This window comes from Pseudomonadales bacterium, from assembly GCA_041395945.1.
Lineage (GTDB): Bacteria > Pseudomonadota > Gammaproteobacteria > Pseudomonadales > Azotimanducaceae > SZUA-309.
Genome location: JAWKZN010000001.1, coordinates 3,468,872 through 3,494,967, shown reverse-complemented (window position 1 = coordinate 3,494,967; position 26,096 = coordinate 3,468,872). Strand labels below are relative to the sequence as shown.

Here is a 26,096-nt window from a genome sequence, read left to right as displayed (position 1 = left end):
TCAAGTCCGGTGTCCGTCCTCATCGGCGCGGACACCGGAGCCTGTCCGGCCCATCCCGCCAGGGCGCGGGCAGGGCGCTGCAGCCGCAAAGATGGCGTCGTTTTCTCCAACAGCGAAACGAGGCTGAAATGACTAAGACCCACAGACTGGCAGCCACCCTGTGCCTGTTCGCGCTCAGGATACTCGGCGAAACCGCGATACTTGCTCTGGCGTCGACAGTGTTTACCGGGTGCAGCTCATTGTCGGGCGCTCCCATTGTCGACACACCGCTAGCCACCCATTCCTACATTCTGGCGGGTCAGGGCTCGCCCACCGTCGTGTTTGAAGCCGGCCTCGGTGATGGCAAGGAAACCTGGGGCCCGGTGTACCAGCAGGTGAGCGGCTTCGCGCAGGCTTTTGCCTACGATCGCGCCGGCTATGGACACAGCAGGAGCAGCAACACATCACGTGACGGGGCAACCATCGTTCGCGAGCTCGGATCGACGCTTGGCGCCCTCCAGCTGAAGCCGCCATTCGTGCTTGTCGGGCATTCCATCGGCGGGACTTATCTGGAGCTCTTCGCACGAACCTACCCACAGGATGTTGCCGGAGTCGTCCTCGTCGACGCGCGGCACTCAGACTTTACGCGCCGGTGCCTGGATGCCCATGCGCCGGGGTGCAGGCCGCCTGCTGCCCTCATGATGCTGATGCCCGGACCTGTGAAACGCGAATTCGCCGGCGCCGCCGATACAGAAAGCGCGATCAGACGTGCAGGTGAGTTCCCGGACGTGCCGCTTGCGGTCCTGTCGAGCGGGAGGACAGCGCCGCTCACCGGCGCAGGGTTCCACAAAGTCTGGCTGGCGAGCCAGGCCGACCTTGCGCAACTGAGCAGCCGATCCACTCACGAGGTGTGCGCGAGCTGCGGGCATTACGTGCACAGGGATGATCCCGAACGCGTGGTCGCGGCGATCAGAGCAGTCGTTGCCGAGGCACGCGCCCTCCGCTCAGCCCAGACCGAGCCGGTCAGCCCAGAGCTGATTGAGTTGCCAGATGCCTTTCTCGAAAGATGACAGACGCCCCTGGGTGGTCAGTCCCGCCTGGAGTCCGCGCCAGGGTCCGAGATTGGCAGCGATGTCCTCAGTATGGATGGCTCGTACACCGTCTGCGAATGCGGCCCGCTCCTCATTGCTCAGGTGTGCGGCCAGTTCCGGCCGCGCCAGCAGGTGAATGCGCAACCGCATGCGGTCATGGGCGGTGGGTTCGAGCTGGTACCACACTGCGGTCGTCGCGGTGGCGCCGAACAGAAGGGTTGGATAGACGCAGCAGGCGATCAGGTCCCGCTGCTGGGACTCATTCAATGCGGGGAACAGGGGCAGACCCGAGTCTTCCCTGTGCTGGCCGGGCATGTGCAGGAACAGCCAGGGCGCGCCGCCATTGTCCGGTACCCGCGACTGCCGTGCGGGATAGACGGGTTCGAAGGTGTGTCTATGGGTGCCGATGTGGTGGTAGGCCTCCATGAAGTTCTCGACAAGGATCTTCCAGTTCCAGGGGCTGTCGAATTCCACCGTCTCGACGATCACCAGCTGGTCGAACTGGTAGTTTTCAATGAAGCCCTCGAGACCTTCCAGCTGAGGGGCGAGGGCGGCTGCCTGGGTGTCCCGGTTCACGAACACGAACCCCTGCCAGACCTCGAGTGCGAGTGTGGGCAACCGACAGCTGCCGGGGTCGAAGTCCTGCACCCCTTCCATCATGGGCGCGCTGCGCAGCCGGCCATCGAGCTCGTAGGTCCAGTTGTGGTAGGGGCAGACGAAGCGACTCGCGTTACCGGCGCCGTCTGCAATCGGCATGGCCCGATGCAGGCAGATGCGTGAGCTGGCGTGCAGACCGCTGCTGCTGCGACTCACCACGATGGGCTGGTCGGGCAGATCGGCGCAGACATAGTCGCCGACGTTCGCCAGTTGTTCGACGCGGGCCACGCACAGCCAGTCCCTGCGGAAGAGGGTCTCGACTTCGGCTGCCCACACCAGCGGATCCCGGTAGGCCGTCGGCGGCAAGGTACAGGCCTGAGGCAGCGGCTGACGGATGCGGGCAATATCTTCCGGGTCGAACAGATCGGCGGGCTGGATCTGGCGCAAGGTCGGCTCCTGGGAAGGTGTGGGTTGCGCGTTTGTAGCGACTATGCGGTATCGAGGCAAGGTCCGGGGACGTCCCCGGCATTGGAAAGCAGCCCGCGCACACGAAAAGGGTTGGTGTGCGGGTGCAGGGGTGAAACGGAAAGCCCGGAAAACGCCAGACCTGCGAGGGACTCGACCTCGCCGGCCGGACTTGCTGGTAGGATGCGGATTCTCTGTCCGGTCGAGACCGCTTATGAGCCCCCATCGGTATTCATCCGACCCCGTACCCTATATGCGGCGTTCCCACGAGTACTACGAGGCTCAGGGTTTCGAGCGGGCCTATCGCTACGCCCATCATGAGTCTGCGCCGTTTGCCGTGCTGCCGAAGCCGCTCAGGGAGTGCACGCTCGGCCTGGTCACCACTGCAAGTACTTATGCGCGCGCGAGCCTCGAACCGCGAAAAATCGATTCGGGCACCACCAGCCCGCCGCCTGAGCGACTCTATACCGACGACCTGTCCTGGGATAAGCAGGCCACCCACACGGAAGATCTGAATTCTTTCTGTCCCATCGAGCATCTGCAGAAACTGGCAGCCGAGGCGGTTATCGGGGCGCTGGCACCACGCTTTCATTGTGCTGCGACCGACTACAGTCAGCGCACTACAGTGGAGAAGGACGCACCTGAATTGCATCGGCGCCTGCTCGAAGATCAGGCTGACATTGCCCTGTTGATTCCCTTGTGACCCGTCTGCCACCAGACCGTGAGTCTGGTTGCCCGCTATCTGGAGGAAAGGGGTATGCCGACGGTGATCATCGGCTCCGCACTCGACATTGTTGAGTACTGTGGTGTGCCGAGATTCCTGTTCGTCGATTTTCCGCTGGGCAATCCCTGCGGCAAGCCCTGGGATCGGGCGATGCAGCAGCGCATCGTGCGGCAGGCAGTGAGTTTGTTCGAAACGATCGATGCCCCGCAAACCACCATTGTCAGCAGTGAGGTGTGGGGTGATGACGGCTGGCGCGATCGTTACATGGCGGTCAACGATGCCAACCGCGATGAACTCGCGCGCAGGGGCGAGGAACTGCGGCAACGCCGATCCAGTCGTGAGCACCGGCCGCGGTGACCGGTCGCTGTCACATTGCGGCCTTTTTGTTGCTGCTGAGTTCGCTCAGTCTGGCGCAGGGGCCGAGTATCAGTGCCACCCAGAGTGCAATTGCGTATCGTCAGGAGATCGGTCGATCGCTGACAGTAGTCTGTCCGGCATCTGACGGGGCTCGTGCATCGGTCTACGGAACGGACACTTACACAGACGATTCATCGATTTGCGCCGCGGCAATTCATGCCGGCGTGCTGCCGCCGCGGCAGTCCGGCCCGGTCACGCTGCAGATTGGTCCTGGCGCGGAATCCTATCTGGCGACGGCACGAAACGGGGTCACAAGTCGAAGCTACGGTCGGTGGGCCTATTCATTCACCTTCGTTCGGGATCAGGCGCCCTGTGCGCCGTCGACGGCGGCGACGGCTGCATTCGACACGATGGCTGAAGTCATATCGAGGGAGTATGCCGCATTGGTTGCGGCTGCGGGATCCGACAGCGCACGGCAGGCGGCGCTCCTGACACAGCGCGACCAGCTGACCCGCGAGATCGACGCGTTCCGCACAGCAGCGCACGCAGCGGCATGTACCGATGCCAGCGCGCCACTTTACGTCGAGCGTGCGCTGCCGGCTGCGGCTGGACGGTCAGTCGACCTCAGTGTCACCCCCGGGAACCGCCGGCGATCGGAACCGACGGTGACTGCCGGCAGCGGGGACAGTCCCGCGCCGCTGCCGGATGCCTATGGATCGTCATGCGCCTCGGCAACAGCTCTTGGCGTCATGCCAGCTGACAGCACTCTGGTCCGAACCGGCGTCATCGAGGAAAGCGACCGGTCCGACTGGTTTCTTCTCAGCCTGGCACCGAACAGCTCAGTTGCGGTCACCCTCGATGGCGCGGGCAGCTCGGAGTATCAGCTGCGAACCTACCGCACCTGCAGTGGAATTCCCGAATTTGCGTCCAGCGGTCCCGGTGCAAAGACAGTGACCCTCGCCGGGCCAGGGAGTGTGCTGCTGCAGGTATCGGCCTCACGGTGGATTCCAGGGCAGACGACGTACAGACTGACCACAACCAGCCGCTGACTCGCGGCCATTGTGGCCCGTTGCCGGCTCTGCGCGCCTTCGAGCGTACCTGCGGGCCGGTTTCGTGACGTAGTTCACAGTTTCGTCCGACCGGGGCGAAATCTGCCCGCCGGTGTCAACCGATCCCGTTGTCGTCCGTTCCAGTACCTGAAGCCAACCGAAGTACGAGGACGACATGAACCAAACGCTCACCGCACTGACATTTGCCGGCCTGCTTGCAGGTCCCGTAGCGGCATTCGCCGACGTCGGCGACCGGGTCGAGGACCGCCTGGACCACAAAGGCGATCGCATCGAACAGCACCTCGACAACAAAGGCGACCGTATCGACGGCCGACTTGACCAGAAAGGTGACCGCATCGACGGACGCCTGGATCAGGCCTCCGACCGTGCCGACGCGGCCGGCCACGACAGGCTTGCCCGGCGCCTGGACCACAAAGGTAATCGCATAGACAACCACCTCGATCGCAAGGGCGACCGGATCGATCACCGCCTGGACCATCGCGGCAACCGGGTCGACAACAAGCTGGACCGCCGTGGCCAGCGCTTCGACGCCCGCTGGGACCGTCGCCACTGAGTCTATCCGTTGATACCGGGGCAGGCGCGAGCCTGCCCCGCCCTCACTCAAGGAGCCGATCATGAAATTCAGATTCTTCAGGAACAGCGCGCTGGCAGCGCTGGCCGTGCTGGCGACCCTCGCCGGCTGTGGTGGTGGTAGCGGCGGCAGCAGCGCTGTAGTCCCGGCGATTCCCCCGGTACAGACGACCACCGGTGACCTGGTGGTTACCCTCACCGACGCCGAAGGCGACTTTGTCGCCTATATCGTCGACGTCACGTCCATCCGCCTGCGCCGTGCCAACGGCGATCTGGTGGAAACCCTGCCGTTGACCACGCGCGTTGACTTCACCCAGCTCACCGAGGTCTCGGAATTCCTTACCGTGGCCACGGTCCCCGTCGGCACCTACCAGGAGGTGATCCTGACCCTGGACTACAGCAACGCCGAAGTGCTGGTTCAGGGTGACGACGGCGAACCGGTGGCCGCACAACTGGTGGACGCCAGCGGTGATCCGCTGACCACTTTGGACGTGACCCTGACCCTGGACGACGCCGATGTCATCCGTATCACGCAGGCGACGGTGCGGGCATTCAGCCTGGACTTCGATCTCGACGCCTCGAACAGCATCGACGCCACGACAACACCGCCAACGGTGACTGTAGAGCCGGTGCTGCTGGCCATGCCGGAGCTCGAAGAAGATCGCGAACACCGCGCGCGTGGTCTGCTCGCGGAAGTGGACGAGGTGGCGGACGAGGTCACCCTGAACGTCCGTCCGTTCCGGCATCGCACCGGAGCCTTTGGACACCTGACATTCGCCGTCGACGCTGACACCATCTACGAGATCGATGGCATAGCTTACAGCGGCGAAGCGGGTCTTGCGGCACTTGCCGATCTGGCGGATGACACGCCGGTGGTGGCCCAGGGCCTGATCGAAAACCGTGAGCTCGTTGCCGTCAGCGTGCTCGCCGGATCGAGCGTGGCCTGGTCTGACGCCGAAGTGGTGCGCGGTGTGGTCACGGCCCGGGATGCGGACAGCCTGACGCTGCGCGGTGTGGCGGTGGAGTTTGCCGACGGCCGTTTCAGCTTCCGTCAGGAGCTCACCGTGCTGGTGGGCGACGCGACCCTCGTCGCCGCCCTGGGCGTCGACGCCGGCGATCTCGATCAGCTGTCGATCTCTGTCGGCCAGGCGATTGTTGCCTCCGGCGAGTTTGCCGATGACCTGACTCTGGATGCCACGCGGGGCCGCGTCCGCATGCTTGTCAATCGGCTCTGGGGTGACGTCGTGAGCGTGGATCCGCTGGTCGTGGATCTGCAGCTGCTCAACGGCCGGCGGCCGGCCATCTTCGACTTCACCGGCACCGGTGTGACCGGGCTGGACGACGCCGATCCGAATGCCTATGAGATCGATACCGCCACACTGGGTCTGCTGCAGATCGAGCTCTCCGAGCTGGTGCAGGTGCGCGGGCTGGTGAACCGGTTCGGCTTTGCGCCCCCGGACTTCCTCGGCCGCACCGTGGTGGATGTCGCCACGGCAACCCGGGGTGCCACCGCCAGAGTGGCCTGGCCGGAAGGCTCCAGTGTGCCGTTTGTGGCGAGCGCCCAGGATCGTCTCGATCTGGATCTCACCGGCGCCCGGGTGGTGGTGAATCTCAAGGGACGCATTCGTCACCTGGCCATCGAACCCGACATGCTGGCGCTGACCGCACCCGCTGCCGGCCGCGGAATCTATGCGGTGGTGCAGCGTGGTGCTGGCACGCTGACCGTGTACCGGAATTTTGCCGACGCGGTAGAAGCTATGGTGCGGCTGCTCGATGAGGGTGCCAGCCTGCACAGGCTCACGGCCCACGGCCGTTATACTGAAGACAGTGATGAGCTGACGGCGGCACGAGCAAGTTTTGTCTTCGGGATGGCGGATAGCGCTGAGCAGTGACAGCGGGTACCCCCGGGAGTCTTCGGCTCCCGGGGGTACCGTGGGCAGGCAATGAGGCAGGCCGCCGACATCAATGCCTTCCTTGCCGGCGTGGAAAAACGGGCCTTCAACATGGCCCGATTCGCGGTCAGAAACACGGAGGACGCCCTGGATATCGTGCAGGACACCATGCTCACCCTGGTGCGGCGCTACGCTGACAAGCCGCGGGACGAATGGCAACCGCTGTTCTACCGCATTCTGCAGAGCCGCATTGCCGATCACCATCGCCGGAGCACGCTGCGCCGGCGCTGGTTTGGCTGGCTCACCAGCGATGGCACACAGGAGAGTGACGACGCCCTCAATGAGGCGGCAGATCCGGGAATGACCGATCCCTCCGAACTGGCTGCCATGGACGGTACCGTGACGGCCCTGGACAGGGCGCTGGAGGCCCTGCCGTTGCGTCAGCAGCAGAGTTTTCTGCTGCGCACCGTGGAGGGTCTGTCCGTGGCGGACACCGCCGCGGTCATGGGATGCTCCGAAGGCAGCGTCAAAACACACCATTTCCGCGCGCTCGCCACGCTGCGGGAACAACTGCAGGATTACTGGATATGAACAGGCAGCAGGACGAAGGCGGCACGACTGCGCATCCGGAGGATGATGCGCTCCTTCGTGCTGCGCGGGAGCGCGCCGAAACGGTGGAGCCCGGGGTCGCCGAACGACTCGGTCAGATGCGCCGGGCCGCAGTGGCCGAACTCGATGCGCGCGGTGCGCGCCGGGCCGGGTGGCCGCGTACGGCTGTGTTCTGGAGCGGCGGCGTGGCAGCGACGGTCGCTGCCGTAGCACTCACTTTCGCGCTGCTGCTGCCCGGGGCGACGGAGCCGGAAGCGAGCCTGCTGTTCGTCGCGGACGCGGACGAGTTCGAGGCCATCGCCGACCTCGAGGTGCTCGAAGAACTGGAGTTTCTGGCATGGCTGGAACTGGAACAGCTCGATGCCGGGCAGGGCTGAGCTTGCCGCCGGCACGCTGCTCGGACTGGTGCTCGCCAGTCCGGCGCTGGCGGCGGAGCCGCTGCCGGACGCAGACTTCCTCGAGTTCCTGGGTCTGCTGGTGGAAGACGACGGCGAGTACGTGGACCCTCTGGATATGGCCGGGCTTTCCTTTCCTGACGCGGACGTACTGGAAGTGGACGAGCCGGAAATCGACCGGCCGTTGGAGAATGACGATGAACACGCCGAATAGCGGAAGGCGACGGAGAACTTGCAGCGGGTGGCTGCGCCACGCCCTGCTCGTGCTGCTGTTGGCCGCGATGCCGGCAGCCGCACTGGAATGGCACGAGCTGAGTGCGGAACAGCAGCAGCTGCTGTCTCCCTACCAGCAGCAGTGGACCGAACTCGCCGAGGACCGCCGGCAGCGGCTGGCACTCGGCAGCGAGCGCTGGCTCAGCATGAACCCGGAACAGCGCGGCGAGTTGCATGAGCGCTACCAGCGCTGGCAGTCACTCAGCGTGGACGAACGCACCCGGCTGCTGCAGCGGCTGCGCGATTTCCGCGATCTGACCCCGGTTCAGAAGCGGCGCCTGCGCAACAGCCTGCGGCGCTTCAATGCGCTGCCACCGGAGCGGCGACAGGAACTGCGCCAGCGTTTCCAGCAGACGTCGCCGGCAGAGCGTGCCCGGGCGGTCCAGCGCCTGCGCGAGCGTCAGCGGTACCGGCCCTAGCAACACACGGCGATCTCCATACCGGATCTGCAGCGAGCGCTCGAATTCTATGTCGAGGTACTCGGCTTCGAGGAAGTGAATCGATTCGAGTGGCGAGCTGGCAATGCCTGGGCGGACGCAGTCACAGGACTCGAAGACTCGGCTGCCAGGGCCGCCATGCTCAAACTCGGCAATGCCTTTCTCAAGCTGTTTCAGTTTTATTCGCCGGTACCAGAAGCGGTCCAGGTACGGCGCCCGGTGTGCGACCACGGCATCACTCATCTGTGCCTGCTGGTCACTGATCTCGACGCGGACTACGATCGTCTGCTGGCCGCAGGGATGTCGTTCCATAATGTCCCGGATCCGCAGAACCGGGCCGTTTATGGCCGCGATCCGGATGGCAATGTCGTCGAACTGCTGGAAGTCCTGGACCCATCGAGCCCCATGGCCGTGAAAGTCTGAGGCCGTTACTCCAGGCTGAACGGCCTGCGGAACCAGGATCCTGCAATGTACGCTTGGGCAGGATGTCTCGATAGCCGTAACTATTGAACCGCAGCCAGAAGGCGCGGGTGTAAGTCCTCTGGAAGTCGGTCGGGTCGACCCTCGCTATTCAGCCAGACTTGAACCGATGTACCTTCTGCGACGAGGGTGCTGGAATCTCGCATAAGTATTTCGTAGGTAAGAACAAAGCTCCGATTGCGGACTTCGCTGAACCAGCAACGAACACGAATCCAGTCACGGTACCGCAGAGGCATCTTGTATCGACAGGTGGTCTCAGCGATCGTGAAGTGCCGCCTTTCTGCAACTTCGGGTCGCAGCGGACGGATCAATTCGAGCCGGGTCATATGCTCCAGGCGGGCTTGCTCAAAGAACTCAAAATACCGTGCATTGTTTACGATTCCGTCACCATCAATGTCCGTGGACCGAACCCGGATGTCCCACTCAGTAATCATGGCTTTACTCCCTCCGCGGATCAGGTAGTTTAAGTTGATCGGATTTCGCGTCGAAGTAATACGTGGCGACTGTCTTCCGTTTTCAACCGTGTGATTCAGTTTCACCTCTGATGGTCGCAGTATGATGACAGTCTTTCAGGGAAATGCTTTTTTGCACGTCAGTTCAGACTGAAGGATCCGATCGTACAGGGGCCAATGGCTGGTGTTGCCGGACCGGATCTGATCGCAGCCGTTGCTGAGGCTGGTGGGCGTGTTCTGGGTGAGATGCCGCTCAATGAGCTGCTCGAGTCGGTACTGTCGTTGGCCGCTCGATTGTTCAAGCCTGAGTAACAGGTTAGACGAAATCATGGACTCGCAGTGTCGAAGATAGTCTATTTCAGCGACATCCATATCGAGATCCGGAAACAGCAGGACCGAAACGGCTGGACCAGTATCTATCCGCTTGGCCTGGGGCCGGACCTGTCCGCCTTCACCGCAGACACGGATCTGGTCGTGCTCGCCGGCGACGTCGGTCGGATGCGATCAAGGCGGGATGTCTCAACGCTGCGTTATGCAGAACAGGTCGCAGACTACGTTGGAAGTCCCGTAGTCGTGGTGCCAGGCAATCACGAATACTATCGTGGTGCATTCGACGATGTGCGTGATTCCCTGCTCGCGGCACCATCTGCCCGGGTGACGGTACTCGATCGCGGTGAAGCTCGTTATTCCTGCACTGCCGGTATCCTGCGAGTTCTCGGCGCGACACTGTGGACCGACTATGCAGTCCTGGGAGATCCCGAGAGAGACATGAGCGCAGCCGCGCAGGTTATACCAGACCACAGGTTGATCAGACAGGCGGACGGATCACCGTTTCTGCCGCAGGATGCGCTGGCGCAGCATCGTCTGTCGCGCGCATGGCTGGCACAGCGACTCGCGGAGCAGCACGACGGGCCGACCCTTATCGTTACGCACCACCTGCCCCACTCTGTGGCGCGCAGTCCGATCCATGGCACGACACCACTTTCCCCGGCGTTTTACAGCGATTGTGACGATCTCATCGCCGCTGCGGCCCGGTCAGAAGTCGTTGCATGGATTTTCGGGCATCACCACTGGAGTCATGAGATCGAGGCAGCTGGCGTGCGTCTTGTGTCGGCGCAGCTGGGATATCCGGGAGAGAGGACGGCCTGGAACGGTCCCGGGATCCTCTGGATCTAGCGGCGAGTCAGTGCCAGCTGCGCGTTCGCGCCGGTGCGGATTCGGTTTACCGACTGCTGATCACAGGTGTGGGCTATGGTCGATTGGCTGGCGAAGGGCTGGTGCGGTCGCCGAGTTTGACACCACTGAACTTGATAGTTAGGATTCCTACCTATGAAGTTCGACCAGATCACCGAACCCCTCGATCGCCGACTGGCCGACGGTCTGACCCGGCTCGCCGCCGTGGCTCGTCAGCTCGATTGGCAGGCCGCTGAGCGCGCTGGCCTGTCTCCCACCCAGGCGGACATTCTGCGTTTCGTCGCCAACCGTCCGGAAGGTGCGCGGCTCACCGCCACCGCCGCGCATGTCGGTATTCGCAAGGCCACCGCCAGCGACGCGGTGGGAGCCCTGGAGCGCAAGTCGCTGGTTCGCAAGTATGCGGACGCCTCGGACGCTCGCGCCGTGGCTCTGAAGGTGACCCCCAAAGGCAATCGGGTCGCGCAGGCGTGGTCGAGCAGCTTTGCGCCGATCGTCGCTGGCCTGTCCGAGGCCGAGCAGGAAACCCTGCTCGGCCTGGTGGTCAGGATGATCCGGCAATTGCAGCAGCGGCAGTTGATTGCCCCGCAGCGCACCTGCGTAACCTGCCGACATTTCCGTGAGAATGTCGCGCCCGGCACGAACACGCCGCATTACTGTGCGTTCATCGGCGCGCCGATGGCCGGGCGGCACCTCCGCGTCGACTGCGCGGAGCACGAATCCGCCGCCTGACGGCGGTTTAACCACCCCGTTCGATGTGACCGGGGTTTCATTTGAGTTATATAGTTAGGAGTCCTTACATGAACATCAGCCCCTTCTTCTGCCACCCCGGTGGCCGCTTCTGGGTCGCCGCCGGGCAGCCATTCCACATCAACAGCGGCGCTGCGATCGCCGATCTCAAACAGGAGAGCAGACTGTGATAGCAAAGATCCTGACCCTGTTTGGCATCACCGTCGCCGCGGTAGCACTGGCCGCGGAACACGAGGTTCCCTACCCGGAGAGTTACCGCGACTGGCACCACGTCAAGAGCATGGTGATTGAAGAAGGGCATCCGCTCTATGGTGCTTTTGGCGGCATTCATCACCTCTATGCGAACGACAAGGCGCTCGAGGGCTACCGGAGCAACAGTTTCCCGGATGGGGCCGTGATCATCTTCGATCTGCTCGAAGCCGTGCACGACGGCAATGCCGTCACCGAGGGGGCCCGCAAGGTCGTGGGCGTCATGCACAAGGACGCGAAGAAATTCGCCGCAACCGGTGGCTGGGGCTTCGAGGGCTTCGGTGGCGGTGACCCGGCGAATCGGGTGGTCGGCGCTGCCGCAGCTTCCGCCTGCTTTGCCTGTCACCTGCCGCAAAAGGAACAGGACTACACCTTCAGCCGGCTGCGTGACTGAGACGCCGGCGTGGATCATCATCGCCATGTCAATGCTGCGAGGAGTCCAGAAGTGAGATACAGAATATCGCTGGTTTGTGTGCTGCTGCGCACGCTCTTCCTGGTCACACTGGTGCCATCGCCTGCTCACGCCCAGACCGCGCAGGATCCCCTCGGACCTGTCGACCATCTCGCCCTGAAGCTTGAAGCGGATGCGCGCTGGCAGACCGGCGACCATGCGGGCGCCGTACCCTTGTACGAAAAGCTGGTCGCCGCCTATCCGCAGGGGGGTGATTCGATGTTTCGTCTCGCCCGCGGTCTGCATGAAATGGGGCGGACCAGCGACGCACTGCCGTTCGCTCAGCGCGCGCTTGAGGAGGGGTTTGCAGATATCGAGGCGACGGCGCTGGTCCTCGCCCAGGCCATGGCCCAGGCGGGTGAGCGGGAAGCGGCCATGGCCTGGCTGGAGCGTGCCCTGGCAGCGCCGCTTGGTGATCGGCCGTCCCTGAAACGGGATGATGCATTTGCCGAGCTGCGGGAAGACGCGCAGTTCCGGCGGATCGCCGGTTTCGCGCCAGCGGATCTGAAAGATCGCATCGCCGGCTGGCGCTATGACCTGCGGTTTTTCGTTGACGAAGCTCGACGCCTGCACGCCGCCCCCGATCGGCGAGCACTGAGCCCGGCGTTTGCCGCCGCGGTCGCCGCGCTTTCTGAGCGTGTGCCGGAGCTGGATGACGTGGCGATTGCGGTGGAACTGCAGCGGATCATCGCAGAGCAGCTGGCAGACGGACACAGCCGGATCCGGCCGGCTCCGACGGCGCGGGTGCCGTTCCCCGGTATGCTGCCGCTCGAGTTCTATTTCTTCTCGGACGGTCTGTTCGTGATCGGTGCGACGCAGGATCATGCCGACCTGATCGGTCGAAGGGTCCTCGCGATCGGTGACAAACCGGTGGACGACATCCTGCTGGATCTTGCGCCCTTTGTGTCCCGGGACAACGACCAGGGCCTGTTGTGGCTCGGTCCGGTCTATCTGCGCAACCCGGGGTTCCTGCGCGCCATGGGCTATGCGGACACACTCGATCGGGTTTCGCTCAGGCTGGATGCGCAGGATGGACCGCGCAGCGTCGAACTCGCAGCCGAGCCACCGCAAAGCCTGTCCTTCTCGCTGCGTCCGGCACCGGCCCGCATACCGCCCCGCTGGCAGGCGCGGAGCGATGAGCCCTACTGGCACGAGTCTCTGCCCACGGTGAGCGCCGTCTACCTGCAGTTCAACCAGGTCCTGGACGCTGATCATGGCCCGTCGATTGGGGAGTTTGCCCGCCTGGTGCGCAACACCATCGAGAAGACCAGCGCCCGGAATCTGATCATCGACGTGCGCCATAACAGCGGCGGTGACAACTTTCTGCACTGGCCGTTGACACGGCTGGCTGCGTGGCACGGGCTGGCGAGTGATGCGCATCGCACCTTCGTCATTACGGGTCGCGCCACCTTCTCCGCCTGCCAGGACTTCCTGAATTTTCTCGACCGGGGAACCGATGCGATCTTCGTCGGCGAACTCTCCAGTTCCAGGCCTAACTTTGTCGGCGAGGACACCTCCGTGGAGCTCCCCTGGTCGGGGCTCCGGCTCTCCATCTCGTCACGCTGGTGGCAGGATTCCTATCCGACCGACCTGCGGCCGTACATTCCACTTTCCATGCCTGTAGCACTGTCCTCTGCTGAATGGCTGGCGGGGCGGGATCCGGTACTGGATGCACTCACCCAATATCTCTCCCGTAACTGAATCGCTTCCGCTCACGCCGTCAGGGGCGGCGGCCTCAATCTGATCAAGTTGCACGAAGGACCTGTAGACGGGACGGGTGCTGAGGCCGTCGCGGATGCTTCAATCCACCCGCGCCGCCGCCCTGGTGGCGAGCTCGATAAGCTGCGCCCTGTCGCCGCCCCTGACACGGAGAACGATCAGGTAGTTCTGCTCCGTGTACACCTGGATCATCGCGCTGTCCGGTGTGAAGTGGCTGAAGCGGCCGATGTCGATACGTTCGCCATCCTCGTCAGGATCTCCGACGCCATTTTCGATCATTTCCTGGCGATACGCATCCCACGAGGCCACGGACTGATACGACAGGCCGACGTAGACGAGCGGCACCGGTGAACCGGGGCTCGGCCACTGGCAGTTATTCAGCCCCGGATTCGCGCGCTCCGCTGCGCCTGGTGTGACTCCGGTTACCTCCGTAATCTCCGCTGCTGTGAGCAGCGTGCATGCATCGGGCTCTGCCGACGCGGTGGCCGACTCCGAAGGCGCGGACGATTCACCGCCGCAGCCCGCGAGCAGCGAAAGCAGTGCAGTCTGCAGGGCCAGGGTAACGAAACTGGTCTTCATGGTTCGATCCTCTGAACAGGGTTGGGGATTCTTCGGCGGGTAGTCGACCTGCGTCAGGAGCCGGGAAAATTGTACTCCTCCCGAACGCTGCGGATACTGCGTAATTGACGCGCCACTGTGCCTGAGCGCAGGCTTCAGCTGAGCAGAAGATGTGAGAGGCCGATGAAAAGCACCTGGATTGTCGTCGCCGACAGTACCCGCGCCCGTATTTTTCAGCAGGAAGGCGCCAGTGCACCGCTGCAGGAATGTGAAGGCATGGTCCATCCGGAAAGTGCACTTCACGCGGATGATCTGGTCAGCGATCGTCAGGGACGCACGTTCGACAGTTCGGGCCAGGGTGCGCGACATGCGATGGAACCGAAGTCCAGTGTCAAGGAGACACATGCGAAAGCGTTCGCCCGTGAGCTTGGAGCACGGCTCGAAAGTGCCCGCAAGCGCGGCGAGATCGATGATCTGGTTCTGATCGCACCGCCTCATTTCCTGGGGTTACTGAGCGCCGCTCTCAGCGACGTGACGGCAAAGCTGATCAGCAGCCGTCTACACAAGGACCTTGTGCGCCACAGCGTGGAAGAGATTGCCGCGCATCTCACCGATCCGGGTTGAGCTGGTGGATCAGAGGGATCCGCGCGGGCAGGCTGTGGCCAGCCTTACCGGCCCGCTGTGCGGACAGCCCGACGGTTCCGCAGGCGCAGGCGTACCTGCTTTTCGACTTCCAGCACAGAAAACAGCCCTACTCCGATAGCAACGATCAGCGCTCCCGCAAAGAGCGGCACGGACTCCGTCTGGAAAATCCGCTGCAGAGGCGGAAGATAGGTTATCGAAAACTGAGCCGCGGATACGCAAACCACTGTCGCCCAGACCACACGCGTGCCGCGGACGCCTTTCCATGTCAGCGATGTGCCGTACATGTTCCGTACAAAAAACAGATGAAAAATTTCCATGACCACAAGCGTGTTCAGCGCCATGGTGCGAGCCAGTTCGACCGAAAAACCCCTATCGATTGCAAAGGAGTAGATCCCGAATACGCTGCCGAGGAAAAGCGCTGACACCAGCACGATGTGCCAGCCCAGTTCAGCGGATAGCAGGGGCTCGTTTCTCGGGCGCGGTGAGCGGTACATCGTACCGGCTTCTGTCGGCTCGAATGCCAGTGCCAGGCCTAACGTGATCGCAGTAGCCAGGTTGATCCATAGAATCTGAATCGGCGTAATGGGCAAAGTCATTCCGAGCAGGAGTGCCACAATGATTGTCATGGCCTCACCAGCGCTCGTCGGCAGTGTCCAGCTGATGACTTTCTTGATGTTGTCATACACCGTTCGACCTTCCCGCACGGCAGCAACGATGGATGCGAAGTTGTCGTCCGTAAGCACCAGATCCGAGGCATCTTTCGCTGCCTCACTGCCTTTCAACCCCATGGCTATACCCGCGTCGGCCCGTTTCAGCGCCGGTGCGTCGTTTACACCATCTCCCGTCATCGCGACGGTCAGACCGTGAGCCTGTAAGGCCATGACCAGCCTGAGTTTGTGCCCGGGGCTGGTCCGCGCGAAGATATCAGTCTCCAGAACCACAGATCTGAGTTTCGCATCGTCCATCGCGTCGATGTCCTCGCCAGTCAGAGCACTCGAAGGATTCTGCAGACCGATCTGCTGTCCGATCGCAGCGGCGGTCGCCTTGTGGTCGCCTGTAACCATCTTCACGCGTATCCCTGCCCGTGTGCACTCGGCTACCGCTGCAATGGCTTCGACCCGTGGCGGATCGAGGAAACCGACCAGCGCGATGAGCGTCAAATCCGCCTCCGTATCCGAGCGTTTCAGAACCGTATGTTCCGGCGTAACGGATTTAACAGCCAATGCCAGCACGCGTTGCCCCTGCGCCGCGATGCCGCCTCCCCGGGCGGTCCAGTAGTCCGGATCCAGGGGTTGTGTCCCACCGGAAGCGGTGCGCTGCTCACGGCACATCGAAAGGATCTGCTCGGGCGCACCTTTTACGATTATGAACGCGTGACCCTCATGGTCATGGTTCAGCGTCGCCATCAACCGGTGCTGGGAGTCGAATGGTATGGTATCGGTGCGCGTCCACTCTCTCCGTTGTGCCCGGTAATCCATGTCGACCCTGCCCGCCAGCGTGAGCAGCGCACCTTCCATGGGATCTCCTTCCACCTGCCACACCCCTCCGATTTCGATGAGAGACGCATCGTTGCACAGCACAGCCGCGCGGCCGATTTCTTCGAGGATTTCGTGTTCGCGTACGCTGACGACTGTCCCATCCAGGGTGATTGCACCTCTGGGCGTATAACCCTCGCCCTCCAGAGAGAAGAGTGTGGCTTCTGTGACCACAGATACGACCATCATTTCGTTGCGGGTCAGCGTGCCTGTCTTGTCCGTGCAGATTACCGAGACGGACCCCAGGGTCTCTATGGCTGGCAGGTGTCGAACGATGGCATTACGCTTCGCCATTGCCTGAACGCCGACAGCAAGCGTGATCGTCAGCACCGCGGGTAAGCCCTCCGGTATGGCGGCAACCGACAGTCCAACTACTGCCATGAACAGCTCTGAAAACGCGAACTGTCCGGCCCGGTATCCGAATACCAGGAGCGCTGCGGCGATCAGCAGAATCACCAGCGTGAGCCATCTGGCAAAGACATTCATCTGACGGACGAGCGGCGTCGTCAGTACTTCGACCCCGGAGAGCATCCCGCTGATACGACCGATCTCTGTAGCAGTACCCGTCGAAACGACCACGCCCCTTCCAAGCCCGCTGGTCACCAGTGTGCCGCTGTAGGCCATGCAGGCCCGATCACCCATAGGCACCTTCATCTCCACCGGCTCGACGTGCTTGTCGACCGGTACGGACTCCCCGGTCAGAATCGCTTCCTGAACCTGCAGGCCTCTGGCACGATAGAGCCGCAGGTCTGCGGGCACCTTGTCACCGGCCTCGAGAATGACGATGTCTCCGGGAACCAGCGAGCTGCCATCGACGGTCCTGCGTTCGCCATCCCTCAGGACAGACGCCCTGACAGCCAGCAACCTGCGCACCGCGTCCATTGCCTTCTCGGCTTTGCCTTCCTGCGCGAAACCGATCAGCCCATTGATGAGGACGACGGCAAGAATCACCAGAGTATCGACGAGATGACCGAGGGCCGCGGTAATCGCTGCTGAGCCCAGCAGCACATAGATCAGGATGTTATGAAACTGCAGCAACAGACGAAGGATCGGGTGAGGCCTGCCGGGCTCCGGCAGCCAGTTGCCGCCGTGGAATTCAAGACGCGCAGCGGCCTCCTTTTCGGACAACCCTTCCGTACCTGTGCGCAGTGCATTCATCGCGGTTTCGGCTGCGATTGTATGCCACCTGCCCTCCAGTTCTGTCACTGCGTCCAATCCCGACTTCCGCTGATTCACCTGTTCAGAAACTGACTGCCCGACCTCCAACCCGAAGCTGTAAACCGGATACGTCAGATCTCCAGATACATCGCCGGTTCGAGACTGGTGGCGAGCATGACAGAGTTGATATCCAGATGTTCCCGCCAGTTCCGCAACTGCTGCAGGTCGGGCCGGAGCCACACCTGTTCGATCGACTTCTGCAAGCCGCTGAATGCCCGCAGTTGATCGAGGCGTCGCATGACGGATGGCCGAAGCGCGCGCCCGGCCAGCTGATCGAGAGCCTGCAATCCGATGCTCAGACCGAGTTCGCGGAAGGCAAGTCGCTGCGCAGCCGGGCGCTGCAATGCTCCGGACATCACAAAGGATTCTATGCCCCGGTGTGCGGCATCGAGGATCGGCTCGAGCAGCGGCAGACCCGTTTCCCTGCCGATTTCGCTGGTCAGCTGGACGATCCTCGCTGCATCAAACAGCAGTCCGCCGAGCCCCAGTGGATCATCCGTGAACCAGGCCTGCGTCCTGCACAGCACCCCCAGAGCGTCAGATACTGCGCGAAGTTCCGCAACGCCGGGATCCTCAGAATATTCGAGCACGACCAGCGAGGTGATCAGCCCATCCAGCGGGTCGTGCTGACCCGATGCCACGACTAGTGGATAACTGAGGTCGATGCTCATCTTCCAGTGCAGGCGGGCCGGACCCGAGGCCGCTCTGAAGCCCTGGTAGGACGCAACCACGAGTTCCTGTGCCCAGCGGCGATATCGCGCATCGCCGGTTACCGCTCCCATACGCCCCAGTGCGTGTATCCACTTGGTCAGGTAGTGGTAGTACTGACCGTCCTGTTCCCACTCACCCTGTTCGTCCACCGGGGCATTGCGCGAACGCTCCGGCCGACGCTTGCCGATTCGCAGACCGCCTATTGTCGGGTGCTTGCGGCCTTCTGCTTCGCTGAGTCCGCTGATCCATCCGGAGCGCACGTCGTCTGCACGGTGTCGGCCAAGCACCTCATGTACCTGATCGACCAGCGCAACCGCCAGGGCCAGCCACTGGGTATCGCCCTGGTATGCATGAAGCGTCAGAAAGTTGCAGACCGCGTGCGCATCTGTCCAGAGATAGCGGTGCGGCGGCGACCCGCCGCTGATGCCCGTTCTTCGTGCGAAGGACGACATCAGCTCCGCTGCCTGTGGTATTTGCGTACTTCCCATCGTCAGACCTCCACCGGGATTTAAGGCTAGCGGCCGGATCGCAGGCTCAGGATGCGGACTCCTACGTATTCAACCCGGCCATCCGAAGGACTAGTTTCTTACGAGGGCAGCGCACTGATGAGGAATGGCCATGGCCGATTATCAGCGGGAGAGAATCGCCATGGTGCGCGATCAGATACACGCTCGCGGCGTGCGCGATGCCGCAGTTCTGCAGGCGATGACCAGGGTCCGAAGAGAGCTGTTCGTACCCGAGTACCTTCGAGATCGGGCCTATCAGGATGCACCGCTCCCGATCGCAGAACACCAGACCATTTCCCAGCCATACATCGTGGCATTCATGGTGGAAGCCCTGGTGCTCAGCGCCGACTCCAGGGTGCTGGAAATTGGTGCCGGTTCCGGCTATGCCGCCGCGGTCATCGCGGAAATCGCCGGGGAAGTTGTCGCCGTCGAACGGCTGCAGGCACTGGCGGATACCGCGGCGGCCAACCTGTCCGCCGCCGGCTATCGGAACGTGCGGGTGATCCACGGGGATGGCACCCTCGGCTGGGAGGAGCGCTCGCCCTATGATGCGATCCTGGTTTCAGCAGGCGGACCGATGATTCCCGAGGCGCTGAAACGTCAGCTCAGAATCGGTGGCCGACTGGTCATACCCATCGGAACTGATCCCCGCGCTCAGGAGCTGGTGCGGATTACCCGTAACGGTGAAGATCGATTCGAGCGGGAAGATCTCGCTGATGTCCGCTTCGTGCCCCTGATCGGCGCCGAAGGCTGGGAAGTCGAAGCACCCGGGCCCCAATCCCGGCGTGGCAGATTCATCGAGCGGCGACCCCGGCAGCGCGATCCGGTGCATGCTCTGCTTGAACGTCACGGCGAAGTCTTCGAGTCTGTTGCAGACGCGCCTCTGGATGCCCTGCTGAAACGTACAGGTAACGCGCGCATCGTGCTCATCGGTGAAGCGAGCCATGGTACCTCGGAGTTCTATCGATTGCGCGCGGAAATCACCCAGCGCCTCATCACCGAAAAGGGCTTCAACATCGTCGCCGCCGAGGCCGACTGGCCGGATGCCGCGCGCATCGATCACTACGTCCGGCACCGGGAAGTGGCACCTTCGGAATGGACGGCGTTCGCCCGCTTCCCAACCTGGATGTGGCGCAATGAAGAAACCCGTGCTTTCGTCGACTGGCTGCATGAGCGTAATGCCACTCTGCCTTATCCGCAGCGTGCCGGCTTTTACGGCCTTGATCTTTACAGCCTCTACGCTTCGGCGCGTGCAGTGATCGACTATCTCGAGGATGTGGACACCGAACTCGCAGAAGTTGCCAGACGCCGCTACGGCTGTCTTTCACCCTGGGAGAGCGATCCTGCGGCATACGGTCACGCCGCACTCACCGGCGCCTACAAACACTGCGAGCAGGATGTGGCTCACGTGCTCTCCGAACTGCTGCATCAGCGTATCGCCCTGGCGGAACAGGACAGCGAGCGCTTCCTCGACGCCAGCCAGAATGCACAGATCGTATCGCGCGCCGAGTCCTATTACCGGATCATGTACTACGGCTCCCGCGCCTCCTGGAATCTGCGCGATACTCATATGTTCGAGACACTGAAGCAGGTGATGGCCTTCCACGGTGAGGGTGCCAGAGCGGTGGTGTGGGCGCACAATTCTCACATCGGCGACGCTCGCGCCACGGAAATGTCGAGCCGCGGCGAGCACAACATCGGTCAGCTCTGCGCGAGCGCCTTCGGCAATCTCTCTTATCGCATCGGTTTCGGTACGGATCACGGCACCGTGGCTGCCGCATCGAACTGGGATGCGCCGATGGAAATCAAGCAGGTGCGTCCCGCGCACCCGCAGAGCCATGAACATCAGTTTCATCTGACCGGTCGGCAGGGCCTGCTGCTGGGCATGCGCGGGGCTGCCCCGGAACTGGTCGACGCTGTCTGCAAACCCAGACTGGAGCGCGCCATCGGCGTCATCTATCGGCCTGAGACGGAGCTTGCCAGCCACTACTTCGAAGCTCAGCTCGGCCAGCAGTTCGATGAGTACGTGTGGCTGGACGAAACCAGCGCAGTGAAGCCGCTGAAAATTCAGATACTCGAAGGACTTCCCGATACCTATCCCTTCGGCGTTTGACAGCGGCGGCACAGTGCAGGGTCTGTCACCGCCTGATCGAAATACCGGCAGGAGCAGATCCACGCGCAACCAATCAGGGTTCTGCGACTCCGTGTGCAAGCAGCAGAACGATGAGCAGGAGGAAGATCGACACCATGATCGTAGTGTCGAGAATGCCCAGAGTGTGATCCTCGCGGAGGAGCTCCATCAGTACAAACAGCATCGGGAACAGAAAGAGCAGCAGGAGCATGTTTGAAAACGAAAAAAGCAGCGGCAGCTCGGCATGTGCAGGATTGAACCATGCCTGAAATACACCAATTGCGATCATCGTGAACGGCAGGACAAGGAACATCACCTGAGTAATCCCGCCGAATCCATTGGCCAGGGCGATGCCGTATTCACCTTTACGGTGAGATTGCCAGAGAATCACGTACTCGCTCATCCCGGCGAAACCGGCAAGCACCAGCGCCGTAACCATGAAATTCAGGTGCAGATCCTGGATGGCTATGGTCGCGAACTCGGCCAGCTGCTCACCACCCAGGGCAGCACCCAGCGCACCCAGCACGAGATATCCGCCGATAAGCGGCCAGGAGCTCTCATGCACCCTGCGATAGACCAGTGAACGGCGCAGCTCGATCTGCTCATCAGTGAGTGCCAGAGCATCGCTGATCTGCGCCTCCTCCAGGGCACTGTCCGCAATCAGCTTGTGGACATACACAGCGAATATGCCTATCAACAACGCACCGATCGCGATCAGATCGGCTGGCGCGAACGAACTCTTGGGGTGTTCGCTGAAGGACATCGCCATCATCGACAGGCCGAGCACCAGACCGATCGCACCACCCGCAACAAGGAGCTGAGACCCTGCCCCGGTGATCGGCAGAGGCATGAGATATCTGCCGCGTTGATCCTTCGGCAGAAAAAAAGAGTAGATGCTGAAAACCAGTGCGTTGTTGTAGATGGTGATCAACGCGACCACGAATGCTGTCACCGGGCTGACCGGAACGAGAAATCCTATGACAACCAGTTCCGGCAGGGTGGCCAGTATTTCAGCGACGGTCCCGGCAACATAGTGATCCCAGTTCAGTCTCGCTGCGAGCCGCTCCGATGCGGTGACCAGCGCATCACAGGCTGCCTGCAGTATGAGCAGCCCTACCACCAGCGCAGCGGCGGCGTGCACCCAGCCGGGCGGATGCAGACCCGCTTCCCCCGCCAGAGACAGACCAGCCCACAGGATCAGGCCCAGCAGGAGACGTGCCGCCCAGAACAGATGCACCGCGCGTCGCGCTGCGCCGGGCTTGCCGAGGTAGCTGATGGACAGTCGATCAGGATCTATTCCGGCCGCGCGCAGAGACTGATCCAGATAGACGGGAGCATCCGGAAGTCCCGCGCTGGAAGCGCGTGCGGGGCCGGACTTCAGCTCCTCGGTGTCGCTCATGCAGCGCCGTGCAGCACTGGGCTCAACCGCGCCGGATCCGACTTTCGACATCGAGCACCAGCCGTGTCGTAGCCAGCACCGAGTCGGGATTCAGGCTCAGAGAGTCGATACCAAGCCCCACAAGGAACTCCGCCACCTCGGGAAAATCCGAAGGTGCCTGTCCGCAGATACCGGAATGGCGCCCATTGCGTTTCGCCCCGGTTACTGCAAGTTCCAGCATCTTCATCACCCCGGGATCCCGCTCATCGAAGTCGAAGGCCACGATCTCGGAATCGCGATCGACACCCAGTGTGAGCTGGGTCAGATCGTTCGAGCCGATAGAGAAGCCGTCGAAGTGCCTGGAGAATTCATCTATGAGGATCACGTTATTCGGTATCTCACACATGACGAATACTTCGAGACCGTTCTCACCCCGGCACAGTCCGTATTCAGCCATCTGCTGCAGCACGGTCTGTGCTTCCGCGACACGGCGGCAGAATGGCACCATGATCTTCACGTTGTCGAGCCCCATCTCCTCGCGGACACGTTTCAGCGCCCGGCACTCGAGTTCGAATCCGTCCCGGTAGGCGGGATGGGCGTATCGTGCAGCGCCGCGGAAGCCGAGCATGGGGTTCGCCTCGGCAATCTCGAAGTCCGTACCGCCCAGAAGTGCCGCGTATTCGTTGACCTTAAAATCCGACAGACGGACGATGACCGGCTTCGGGTAGAAGGCCGCCGCGATCGTTGCGATCCCTTCGGCGAGACGGGCAACGAAATAGTCCGCGGGGGAGTCGAAATCCTCCGCCTGTTTCTGCAGAAGTCTGCGTACCGCTCTGTCGCTGATGCGCTCCGGATGTGCGGCGGCCATCGGGTGAGCGCCCACGTACTCGGTGATGATGAACTCCAGCCGCGCCAGCCCGACCCCGTCGTTCGGCAGCATGGCGGTGCGGAATGCCAGATCGGGATTGCCCAGGTTCACCATGATCCGGGTAGCGGGCCGCGGCAGATCGCTGAGGTCAGTCACTTCCCGCTCATAGTCCAGCGCGCCGTCATACACAGCGCCCACCTCGCCGCCGGCGCAGGACACAGTTACCACCTGCCCGCTCTGCAGTGCCTCGGTGGCGTTGCCAGCACCCACCACAGCCGGGATGCCCGCTTCCCGCGCAACAATAGCGGCATGGCAGGTGCGGCCGCCTTTGTTGGTGACGATGGCTGAGGCCAGCCGGATCACCGTGCCCCAGTCCGGTGCCGTGGTGTCGGCGACCAGAATCTCACCAGGCTGAAACGCCGTCAGCTCGCTGCTGTTACTGACCACGCGAACCGCGCCTGTGGCAATCCCGCTTCCCACCGCCCGACCGGTAAGCAGTGGATCTGCGCTGTCTTTCTGCAGCCGGTACCGCACCAGTTCGTTCGGATTCATCCGCGCGGCTACTGTTTCCGGACGGGCCTGCACGATGTACAGACCGCCGTCGATGCCGTCTCTGGCCCATTCGATGTCCATGGGCACCGGTCTGCCTGCAAGTCCGGTGAAGTGCGCCTCGATTGCGAGCGCGTAGTCGGTCAGCGTCAGCACTTCCTCATCTGTCAGCGCAAAGACCCGCCGTTCCGCGGCCGAGGTCGGGCGGTTGCAGGTTTCACTGCCGCTGCGCCTGCGACCGCAGACCATGCGCACCAGCTTTGCACCCAGGCGCCGCCTCAGGACACAACGGTGCCCTTTGCGGAAGGTCGGTTTGTGCACGTAGAACTCATCGGGATCGACGGTACCCTGCACGATGTTCTCACCGAGTCCGTAGGCCGCATTGACCAGCACCACATCCGGAAATCCGGATTCGGTATCGATGGTGAAGATGACCCCGCTGCTGGAGAGATCGGCGCGCACCATCTTCATCACGCCTACGGACAGAGCGACCTGCAGGTGGTCGTAACCCCGATCATGGCGGTAACGGATAGCCCGGTCGGTGAAGACACTGGCCAGACACGAACGGCAGGCTTCGATAAGCGCCTGCCCACCGGATACGTTGAGATAGCTGTCGTGCTGGCCCGCGAAACTCGCCTCCGGGAGGTCTTCCGCGGTAGCGGAACTGCGTACGGCAACGCGCAGGTCCGCGCCATACTCTTTCACCAGTTCATCGTGCGCGGCAAGGATCTCTTCCGCTGCGGCCTGGGGAAAGGGTGCGTCGTAGATGAGCCGTCGACACTGCTCTGCCTTCTGCGCGAGGTTGCGCAGGTCATCAACCACCAGCCCCTCGAGGGTTTCCCTCAGAGCTTCTGCAACGGATTGCTCAGCGATGAGCTCCCGGTATGCCCGGGTGGTCAGAATGAACCCGTTGGGAACCGGGACCCCCTGGTCGGTGAGTGTGCGGTACATCTCCCCGAGAGAGGCATTCTTGCCGCCGACCAGCGGCAGATCCGCGTGTCCGGTGTCCCTGAACCACTGAACGTAGCGCCTTTCACCCGGATCCGCTGCGTGCATGCCAGCCACCTGCCACCGTTTTCGATATCCGAAACTACCACCGCTGCGCGCGGGCTCAATAGGGGATGCTCCTGAGGGTGGTGGATGCCCATCATTGCTTTGATTCCACCGTATGAACGAGTGGGCACGAGCATCAGCGTATTGCTCGGACGACGGCTGGACAGATCAGGGAACGAACCGATGACGACAGCAAACTGGCAATCGATTCTGGTGGCGGTCCGCGATCCGCACCAGCGCCGACAGATCGCGATCACCAAAGCGGCGAATCTGGCGGCGCGCAATGGCGCAGAGCTCACTCTGTTTCATGCATTCTCGTTACCTTCAACATTGCCTGATTCAGAGATTTCTGATCCGGATGCCATTCTGCGATCCGCCACCACCGCGCATCGGGAGGGATTGCTGGAACTGGCCAGGCCGCTGCGCAGGAAAGGCATCAGTGTTCGGTGCGAGGTGGTCTGGGACTTCCCGCCCGCCCACGCCATTATCCGTCATGTGCTGGCTGAGAAACCGGATCTCGTCGTTGCCGAATCCCGTCGGCACGCGCGTATCGCGCGATGGTTCATGGCCAACTCGGACTGGGAGCTGATTCGCGAATGTCCCTGTCCTGTGTGGTTCGTGAAGCATGAGCGTATCGCGAAGAAACTGCGCATCCTGACTGCGATCGATCCTGCACACGCACACGCAAAACCTTCGGCGCTCGACGTACGGCTGCTGCGCGCGGCCGGCTCCGTGGCGGACCAGTTCGACGGTCGCTGTGGGCTGGTTCATGTCATTGACACCACGGCGGAGAAACTCCTCGGATCGCGAGCAATCGCACCAGCACCCGCGATTACGGATGAGATTGAACGCCTGGCGAAACGCCACCGGATCGCCGCAGCGGACCGGCTGATACACTCCGGTAATCCCGAGGCCGCTCTGGTGTCTGCGGCGGAGGAATTCAAGGCTGATCTGCTCGTGATGGGTGCGGTCTCCCGCAGCGGACTGAGTCACTTCCATATCGGCAGTACGGCCGAAGCGGTGATCGAAGCTGTGACCTGCGATGTGCTGGTGGTCAAACCCAGGCAGTTCAAAACCACCGTATCGAGACGACGGCCGCAATTGATGGCCGCAGGTAAGAAACGCACGAAAAGCCGCAGGAGCGTACCTGAGTGAGTGCCGTGATGGCACGCGCCTTTGCCTGGGGAGATCAT

Annotated in this window: 24 protein-coding genes; 17 read left to right on the top strand and 7 right to left on the bottom strand. The window is 62.4% G+C overall.

Annotated elements, in window-relative coordinates; all coding sequences use genetic code 11:
• Positions 1 to 128: 128 nt before the first annotated feature.
• Complete coding sequence (locus R3E82_16055) at positions 129 to 1,049, top strand: alpha/beta hydrolase (GenBank protein ID MEZ5552399.1); 921 nt, start codon at positions 129 to 131, stop codon at positions 1,047 to 1,049.
• Here the strand turns inward: R3E82_16055 and R3E82_16050 are convergent.
• On the bottom strand, positions 984 to 2,114 hold the full coding sequence (locus R3E82_16050) for an aromatic ring-hydroxylating dioxygenase subunit alpha (GenBank protein ID MEZ5552398.1): 1,131 nt from the start codon (positions 2,112 to 2,114) through the stop codon (positions 984 to 986). The two genes, R3E82_16055 and R3E82_16050, sit on opposite strands and share 66 nt — an antisense overlap.
• Positions 2,115 to 2,346: 232 nt before the next feature.
• On the opposite strand from R3E82_16050, the gene R3E82_16045 reads away from it, so the two are divergent.
• From R3E82_16045 to R3E82_16035, 3 genes are all read left to right on the top strand, one after another.
• Positions 2,347 to 2,835 carry a hypothetical protein gene (locus R3E82_16045; GenBank protein MEZ5552397.1) on the top strand — a complete coding sequence of 163 codons (489 nt, stop codon included), beginning with the start codon at positions 2,347 to 2,349 and terminating at the stop codon, positions 2,833 to 2,835.
• Positions 2,836 to 2,889: 54 nt separating this feature from the next.
• The gene (locus tag R3E82_16040) at positions 2,890 to 3,213 is read left to right on the top strand and encodes a hypothetical protein (protein MEZ5552396.1); all 324 of its coding nucleotides are present in this window, start codon (positions 2,890 to 2,892) and stop codon (positions 3,211 to 3,213) included.
• 410 nt (positions 3,214 to 3,623) lie between these two features.
• A complete protein-coding gene (locus R3E82_16035; protein MEZ5552395.1) occupies positions 3,624 to 4,262 on the top strand; it encodes a hypothetical protein in 639 nt (212 codons plus the stop codon).
• A 115-nt stretch (positions 4,263 to 4,377) separates the two neighbouring features.
• On the opposite strand, the gene R3E82_16030 is transcribed toward R3E82_16035, so the two are convergent.
• Positions 4,378 to 4,833: a hypothetical protein gene (locus R3E82_16030; protein ID MEZ5552394.1), complete on the bottom strand. Its 456-nt coding sequence runs from the start codon at positions 4,831 to 4,833 to the stop codon at positions 4,378 to 4,380.
• Positions 4,834 to 4,897: 64 nt separating this feature from the next.
• Here R3E82_16030 and R3E82_16025 point away from each other — a divergent pair, with 64 nt between their 5' ends.
• From R3E82_16025 to R3E82_15980, 10 genes are all read left to right on the top strand, one after another.
• Complete coding sequence (locus R3E82_16025; GenBank protein MEZ5552393.1) at positions 4,898 to 6,745, top strand: DUF4382 domain-containing protein; 1,848 nt, start codon at positions 4,898 to 4,900, stop codon at positions 6,743 to 6,745.
• 51 nt (positions 6,746 to 6,796) lie between these two features.
• Complete coding sequence (locus R3E82_16020) at positions 6,797 to 7,336, top strand: RNA polymerase sigma factor (protein ID MEZ5552392.1); 540 nt, start codon at positions 6,797 to 6,799, stop codon at positions 7,334 to 7,336.
• Positions 7,333 to 7,731: a hypothetical protein gene (locus tag R3E82_16015; GenBank protein MEZ5552391.1), complete on the top strand. Its 399-nt coding sequence runs from the start codon at positions 7,333 to 7,335 to the stop codon at positions 7,729 to 7,731. Before R3E82_16020 ends, R3E82_16015 begins: the two co-directional genes overlap by 4 nt.
• Positions 7,715 to 7,963 carry a hypothetical protein gene (locus R3E82_16010; protein MEZ5552390.1) on the top strand — a complete coding sequence of 83 codons (249 nt, stop codon included), beginning with the start codon at positions 7,715 to 7,717 and terminating at the stop codon, positions 7,961 to 7,963. The genes R3E82_16015 and R3E82_16010 overlap by 17 nt, the downstream gene beginning before the upstream one ends.
• Positions 7,947 to 8,441 (top strand): DUF3106 domain-containing protein, encoded by a 495-nt coding sequence (locus R3E82_16005; protein MEZ5552389.1) that lies wholly within the window; start codon positions 7,947 to 7,949, stop codon positions 8,439 to 8,441. The genes R3E82_16010 and R3E82_16005 overlap by 17 nt, the downstream gene beginning before the upstream one ends.
• A 12-nt stretch (positions 8,442 to 8,453) precedes the next feature.
• Positions 8,454 to 8,882, top strand: coding sequence for a VOC family protein (locus R3E82_16000; protein ID MEZ5552388.1), 429 nt, complete (start codon positions 8,454 to 8,456; stop codon positions 8,880 to 8,882).
• Positions 8,883 to 9,730: 848 nt separating this feature from the next.
• Entirely contained in the window at positions 9,731 to 10,567 is an 837-nt protein-coding gene (locus R3E82_15995) for a metallophosphoesterase (GenBank protein ID MEZ5552387.1), read from the top strand.
• Positions 10,568 to 10,720: 153 nt separating this feature from the next.
• Positions 10,721 to 11,314, top strand: coding sequence for a MarR family winged helix-turn-helix transcriptional regulator (locus tag R3E82_15990; protein ID MEZ5552386.1), 594 nt, complete (start codon positions 10,721 to 10,723; stop codon positions 11,312 to 11,314).
• Positions 11,315 to 11,498: 184 nt separating this feature from the next.
• Entirely contained in the window at positions 11,499 to 11,975 is a 477-nt protein-coding gene (locus R3E82_15985; protein MEZ5552385.1) for a cytochrome P460 family protein, read from the top strand.
• Positions 11,976 to 12,026: 51 nt separating this feature from the next.
• On the top strand, positions 12,027 to 13,733 hold the full coding sequence (locus R3E82_15980; protein MEZ5552384.1) for a tetratricopeptide repeat protein: 1,707 nt from the start codon (positions 12,027 to 12,029) through the stop codon (positions 13,731 to 13,733).
• Between the two features lie 99 nt (positions 13,734 to 13,832).
• Here the strand turns inward: R3E82_15980 and R3E82_15975 are convergent, their stop codons facing one another.
• A complete protein-coding gene (locus R3E82_15975) occupies positions 13,833 to 14,330 on the bottom strand; it encodes a hypothetical protein (GenBank protein MEZ5552383.1) in 498 nt (165 codons plus the stop codon).
• Positions 14,331 to 14,492: 162 nt separating this feature from the next.
• Here R3E82_15975 and R3E82_15970 point away from each other — a divergent pair, with 162 nt between their 5' ends.
• Positions 14,493 to 14,933: a host attachment protein gene (locus R3E82_15970; GenBank protein ID MEZ5552382.1), complete on the top strand. Its 441-nt coding sequence runs from the start codon at positions 14,493 to 14,495 to the stop codon at positions 14,931 to 14,933.
• 44 nt (positions 14,934 to 14,977) lie between these two features.
• Here the strand turns inward: R3E82_15970 and R3E82_15965 are convergent, their stop codons facing one another.
• Complete coding sequence (locus R3E82_15965; protein ID MEZ5552381.1) at positions 14,978 to 17,695, bottom strand: cation-transporting P-type ATPase; 2,718 nt, start codon at positions 17,693 to 17,695, stop codon at positions 14,978 to 14,980.
• 83 nt (positions 17,696 to 17,778) lie between these two features.
• Positions 17,779 to 18,906: a hypothetical protein gene (locus tag R3E82_15960; protein ID MEZ5552380.1), complete on the bottom strand. Its 1,128-nt coding sequence runs from the start codon at positions 18,904 to 18,906 to the stop codon at positions 17,779 to 17,781.
• A 130-nt stretch (positions 18,907 to 19,036) separates the two neighbouring features.
• Here R3E82_15960 and R3E82_15955 point away from each other — a divergent pair, with 130 nt between their 5' ends.
• Positions 19,037 to 21,037, top strand: coding sequence for a protein-L-isoaspartate(D-aspartate) O-methyltransferase (locus R3E82_15955; GenBank protein MEZ5552379.1), 2,001 nt, complete (start codon positions 19,037 to 19,039; stop codon positions 21,035 to 21,037).
• A 73-nt stretch (positions 21,038 to 21,110) separates the two neighbouring features.
• Here R3E82_15955 and R3E82_15950 read toward each other — a convergent pair whose 3' ends face one another.
• Together R3E82_15950 and ppsA are read right to left on the bottom strand one after the other, a co-directional pair.
• Positions 21,111 to 22,505: a hypothetical protein gene (locus R3E82_15950; protein ID MEZ5552378.1), complete on the bottom strand. Its 1,395-nt coding sequence runs from the start codon at positions 22,503 to 22,505 to the stop codon at positions 21,111 to 21,113.
• Complete coding sequence (gene ppsA, locus R3E82_15945; GenBank protein MEZ5552377.1) at positions 22,477 to 24,906, bottom strand: phosphoenolpyruvate synthase; 2,430 nt, start codon at positions 24,904 to 24,906, stop codon at positions 22,477 to 22,479. Before ppsA ends, R3E82_15950 begins: the two co-directional genes overlap by 29 nt.
• A 180-nt stretch (positions 24,907 to 25,086) precedes the next feature.
• On the opposite strand from ppsA, the gene R3E82_15940 reads away from it, so the two are divergent.
• Complete coding sequence (locus tag R3E82_15940; GenBank protein MEZ5552376.1) at positions 25,087 to 26,058, top strand: universal stress protein; 972 nt, start codon at positions 25,087 to 25,089, stop codon at positions 26,056 to 26,058.
• Positions 26,059 to 26,096: the final 38 nt, after the last annotated feature.

What these genes read in the sequence shown, in the direction of transcription:
- R3E82_16005 (MEZ5552389.1), top strand. Translation starts at nt 7,947, where the DNA reads ATGAACACGCCGAATAGCGGAAGGCGACGGAGAACTTGCAGCGGGTGG.
- R3E82_15975 (MEZ5552383.1), bottom strand. Translation starts at nt 14,330, where the DNA reads ATGAAGACCAGTTTCGTTACCCTGGCCCTGCAGACTGCACTGCTTTCG.
- R3E82_15950 (MEZ5552378.1), bottom strand. Translation starts at nt 22,505, where the DNA reads ATGTCGAAAGTCGGATCCGGCGCGGTTGAGCCCAGTGCTGCACGGCGC.
- R3E82_16040 (MEZ5552396.1), top strand. Translation starts at nt 2,890, where the DNA reads ATGCCGACGGTGATCATCGGCTCCGCACTCGACATTGTTGAGTACTGT.
- R3E82_16045 (MEZ5552397.1), top strand. Translation starts at nt 2,347, where the DNA reads ATGAGCCCCCATCGGTATTCATCCGACCCCGTACCCTATATGCGGCGT.
- R3E82_16015 (MEZ5552391.1), top strand. Translation starts at nt 7,333, where the DNA reads ATGAACAGGCAGCAGGACGAAGGCGGCACGACTGCGCATCCGGAGGAT.
- R3E82_16010 (MEZ5552390.1), top strand. Translation starts at nt 7,715, where the DNA reads ATGCCGGGCAGGGCTGAGCTTGCCGCCGGCACGCTGCTCGGACTGGTG.
- ppsA (MEZ5552377.1), bottom strand. Translation starts at nt 24,906, where the DNA reads ATGCACGCAGCGGATCCGGGTGAAAGGCGCTACGTTCAGTGGTTCAGG.
- R3E82_15960 (MEZ5552380.1), bottom strand. Translation starts at nt 18,906, where the DNA reads ATGGGAAGTACGCAAATACCACAGGCAGCGGAGCTGATGTCGTCCTTC.
- R3E82_15990 (MEZ5552386.1), top strand. Translation starts at nt 10,721, where the DNA reads ATGAAGTTCGACCAGATCACCGAACCCCTCGATCGCCGACTGGCCGAC.
- R3E82_15970 (MEZ5552382.1), top strand. Translation starts at nt 14,493, where the DNA reads ATGAAAAGCACCTGGATTGTCGTCGCCGACAGTACCCGCGCCCGTATT.
- R3E82_16025 (MEZ5552393.1), top strand. Translation starts at nt 4,898, where the DNA reads ATGAAATTCAGATTCTTCAGGAACAGCGCGCTGGCAGCGCTGGCCGTG.
- R3E82_16035 (MEZ5552395.1), top strand. Translation starts at nt 3,624, where the DNA reads ATGGCTGAAGTCATATCGAGGGAGTATGCCGCATTGGTTGCGGCTGCG.
- R3E82_16020 (MEZ5552392.1), top strand. Translation starts at nt 6,797, where the DNA reads ATGAGGCAGGCCGCCGACATCAATGCCTTCCTTGCCGGCGTGGAAAAA.
- R3E82_16055 (MEZ5552399.1), top strand. Translation starts at nt 129, where the DNA reads ATGACTAAGACCCACAGACTGGCAGCCACCCTGTGCCTGTTCGCGCTC.
- R3E82_15940 (MEZ5552376.1), top strand. Translation starts at nt 25,087, where the DNA reads ATGACGACAGCAAACTGGCAATCGATTCTGGTGGCGGTCCGCGATCCG.
- R3E82_15955 (MEZ5552379.1), top strand. Translation starts at nt 19,037, where the DNA reads ATGGCCGATTATCAGCGGGAGAGAATCGCCATGGTGCGCGATCAGATA.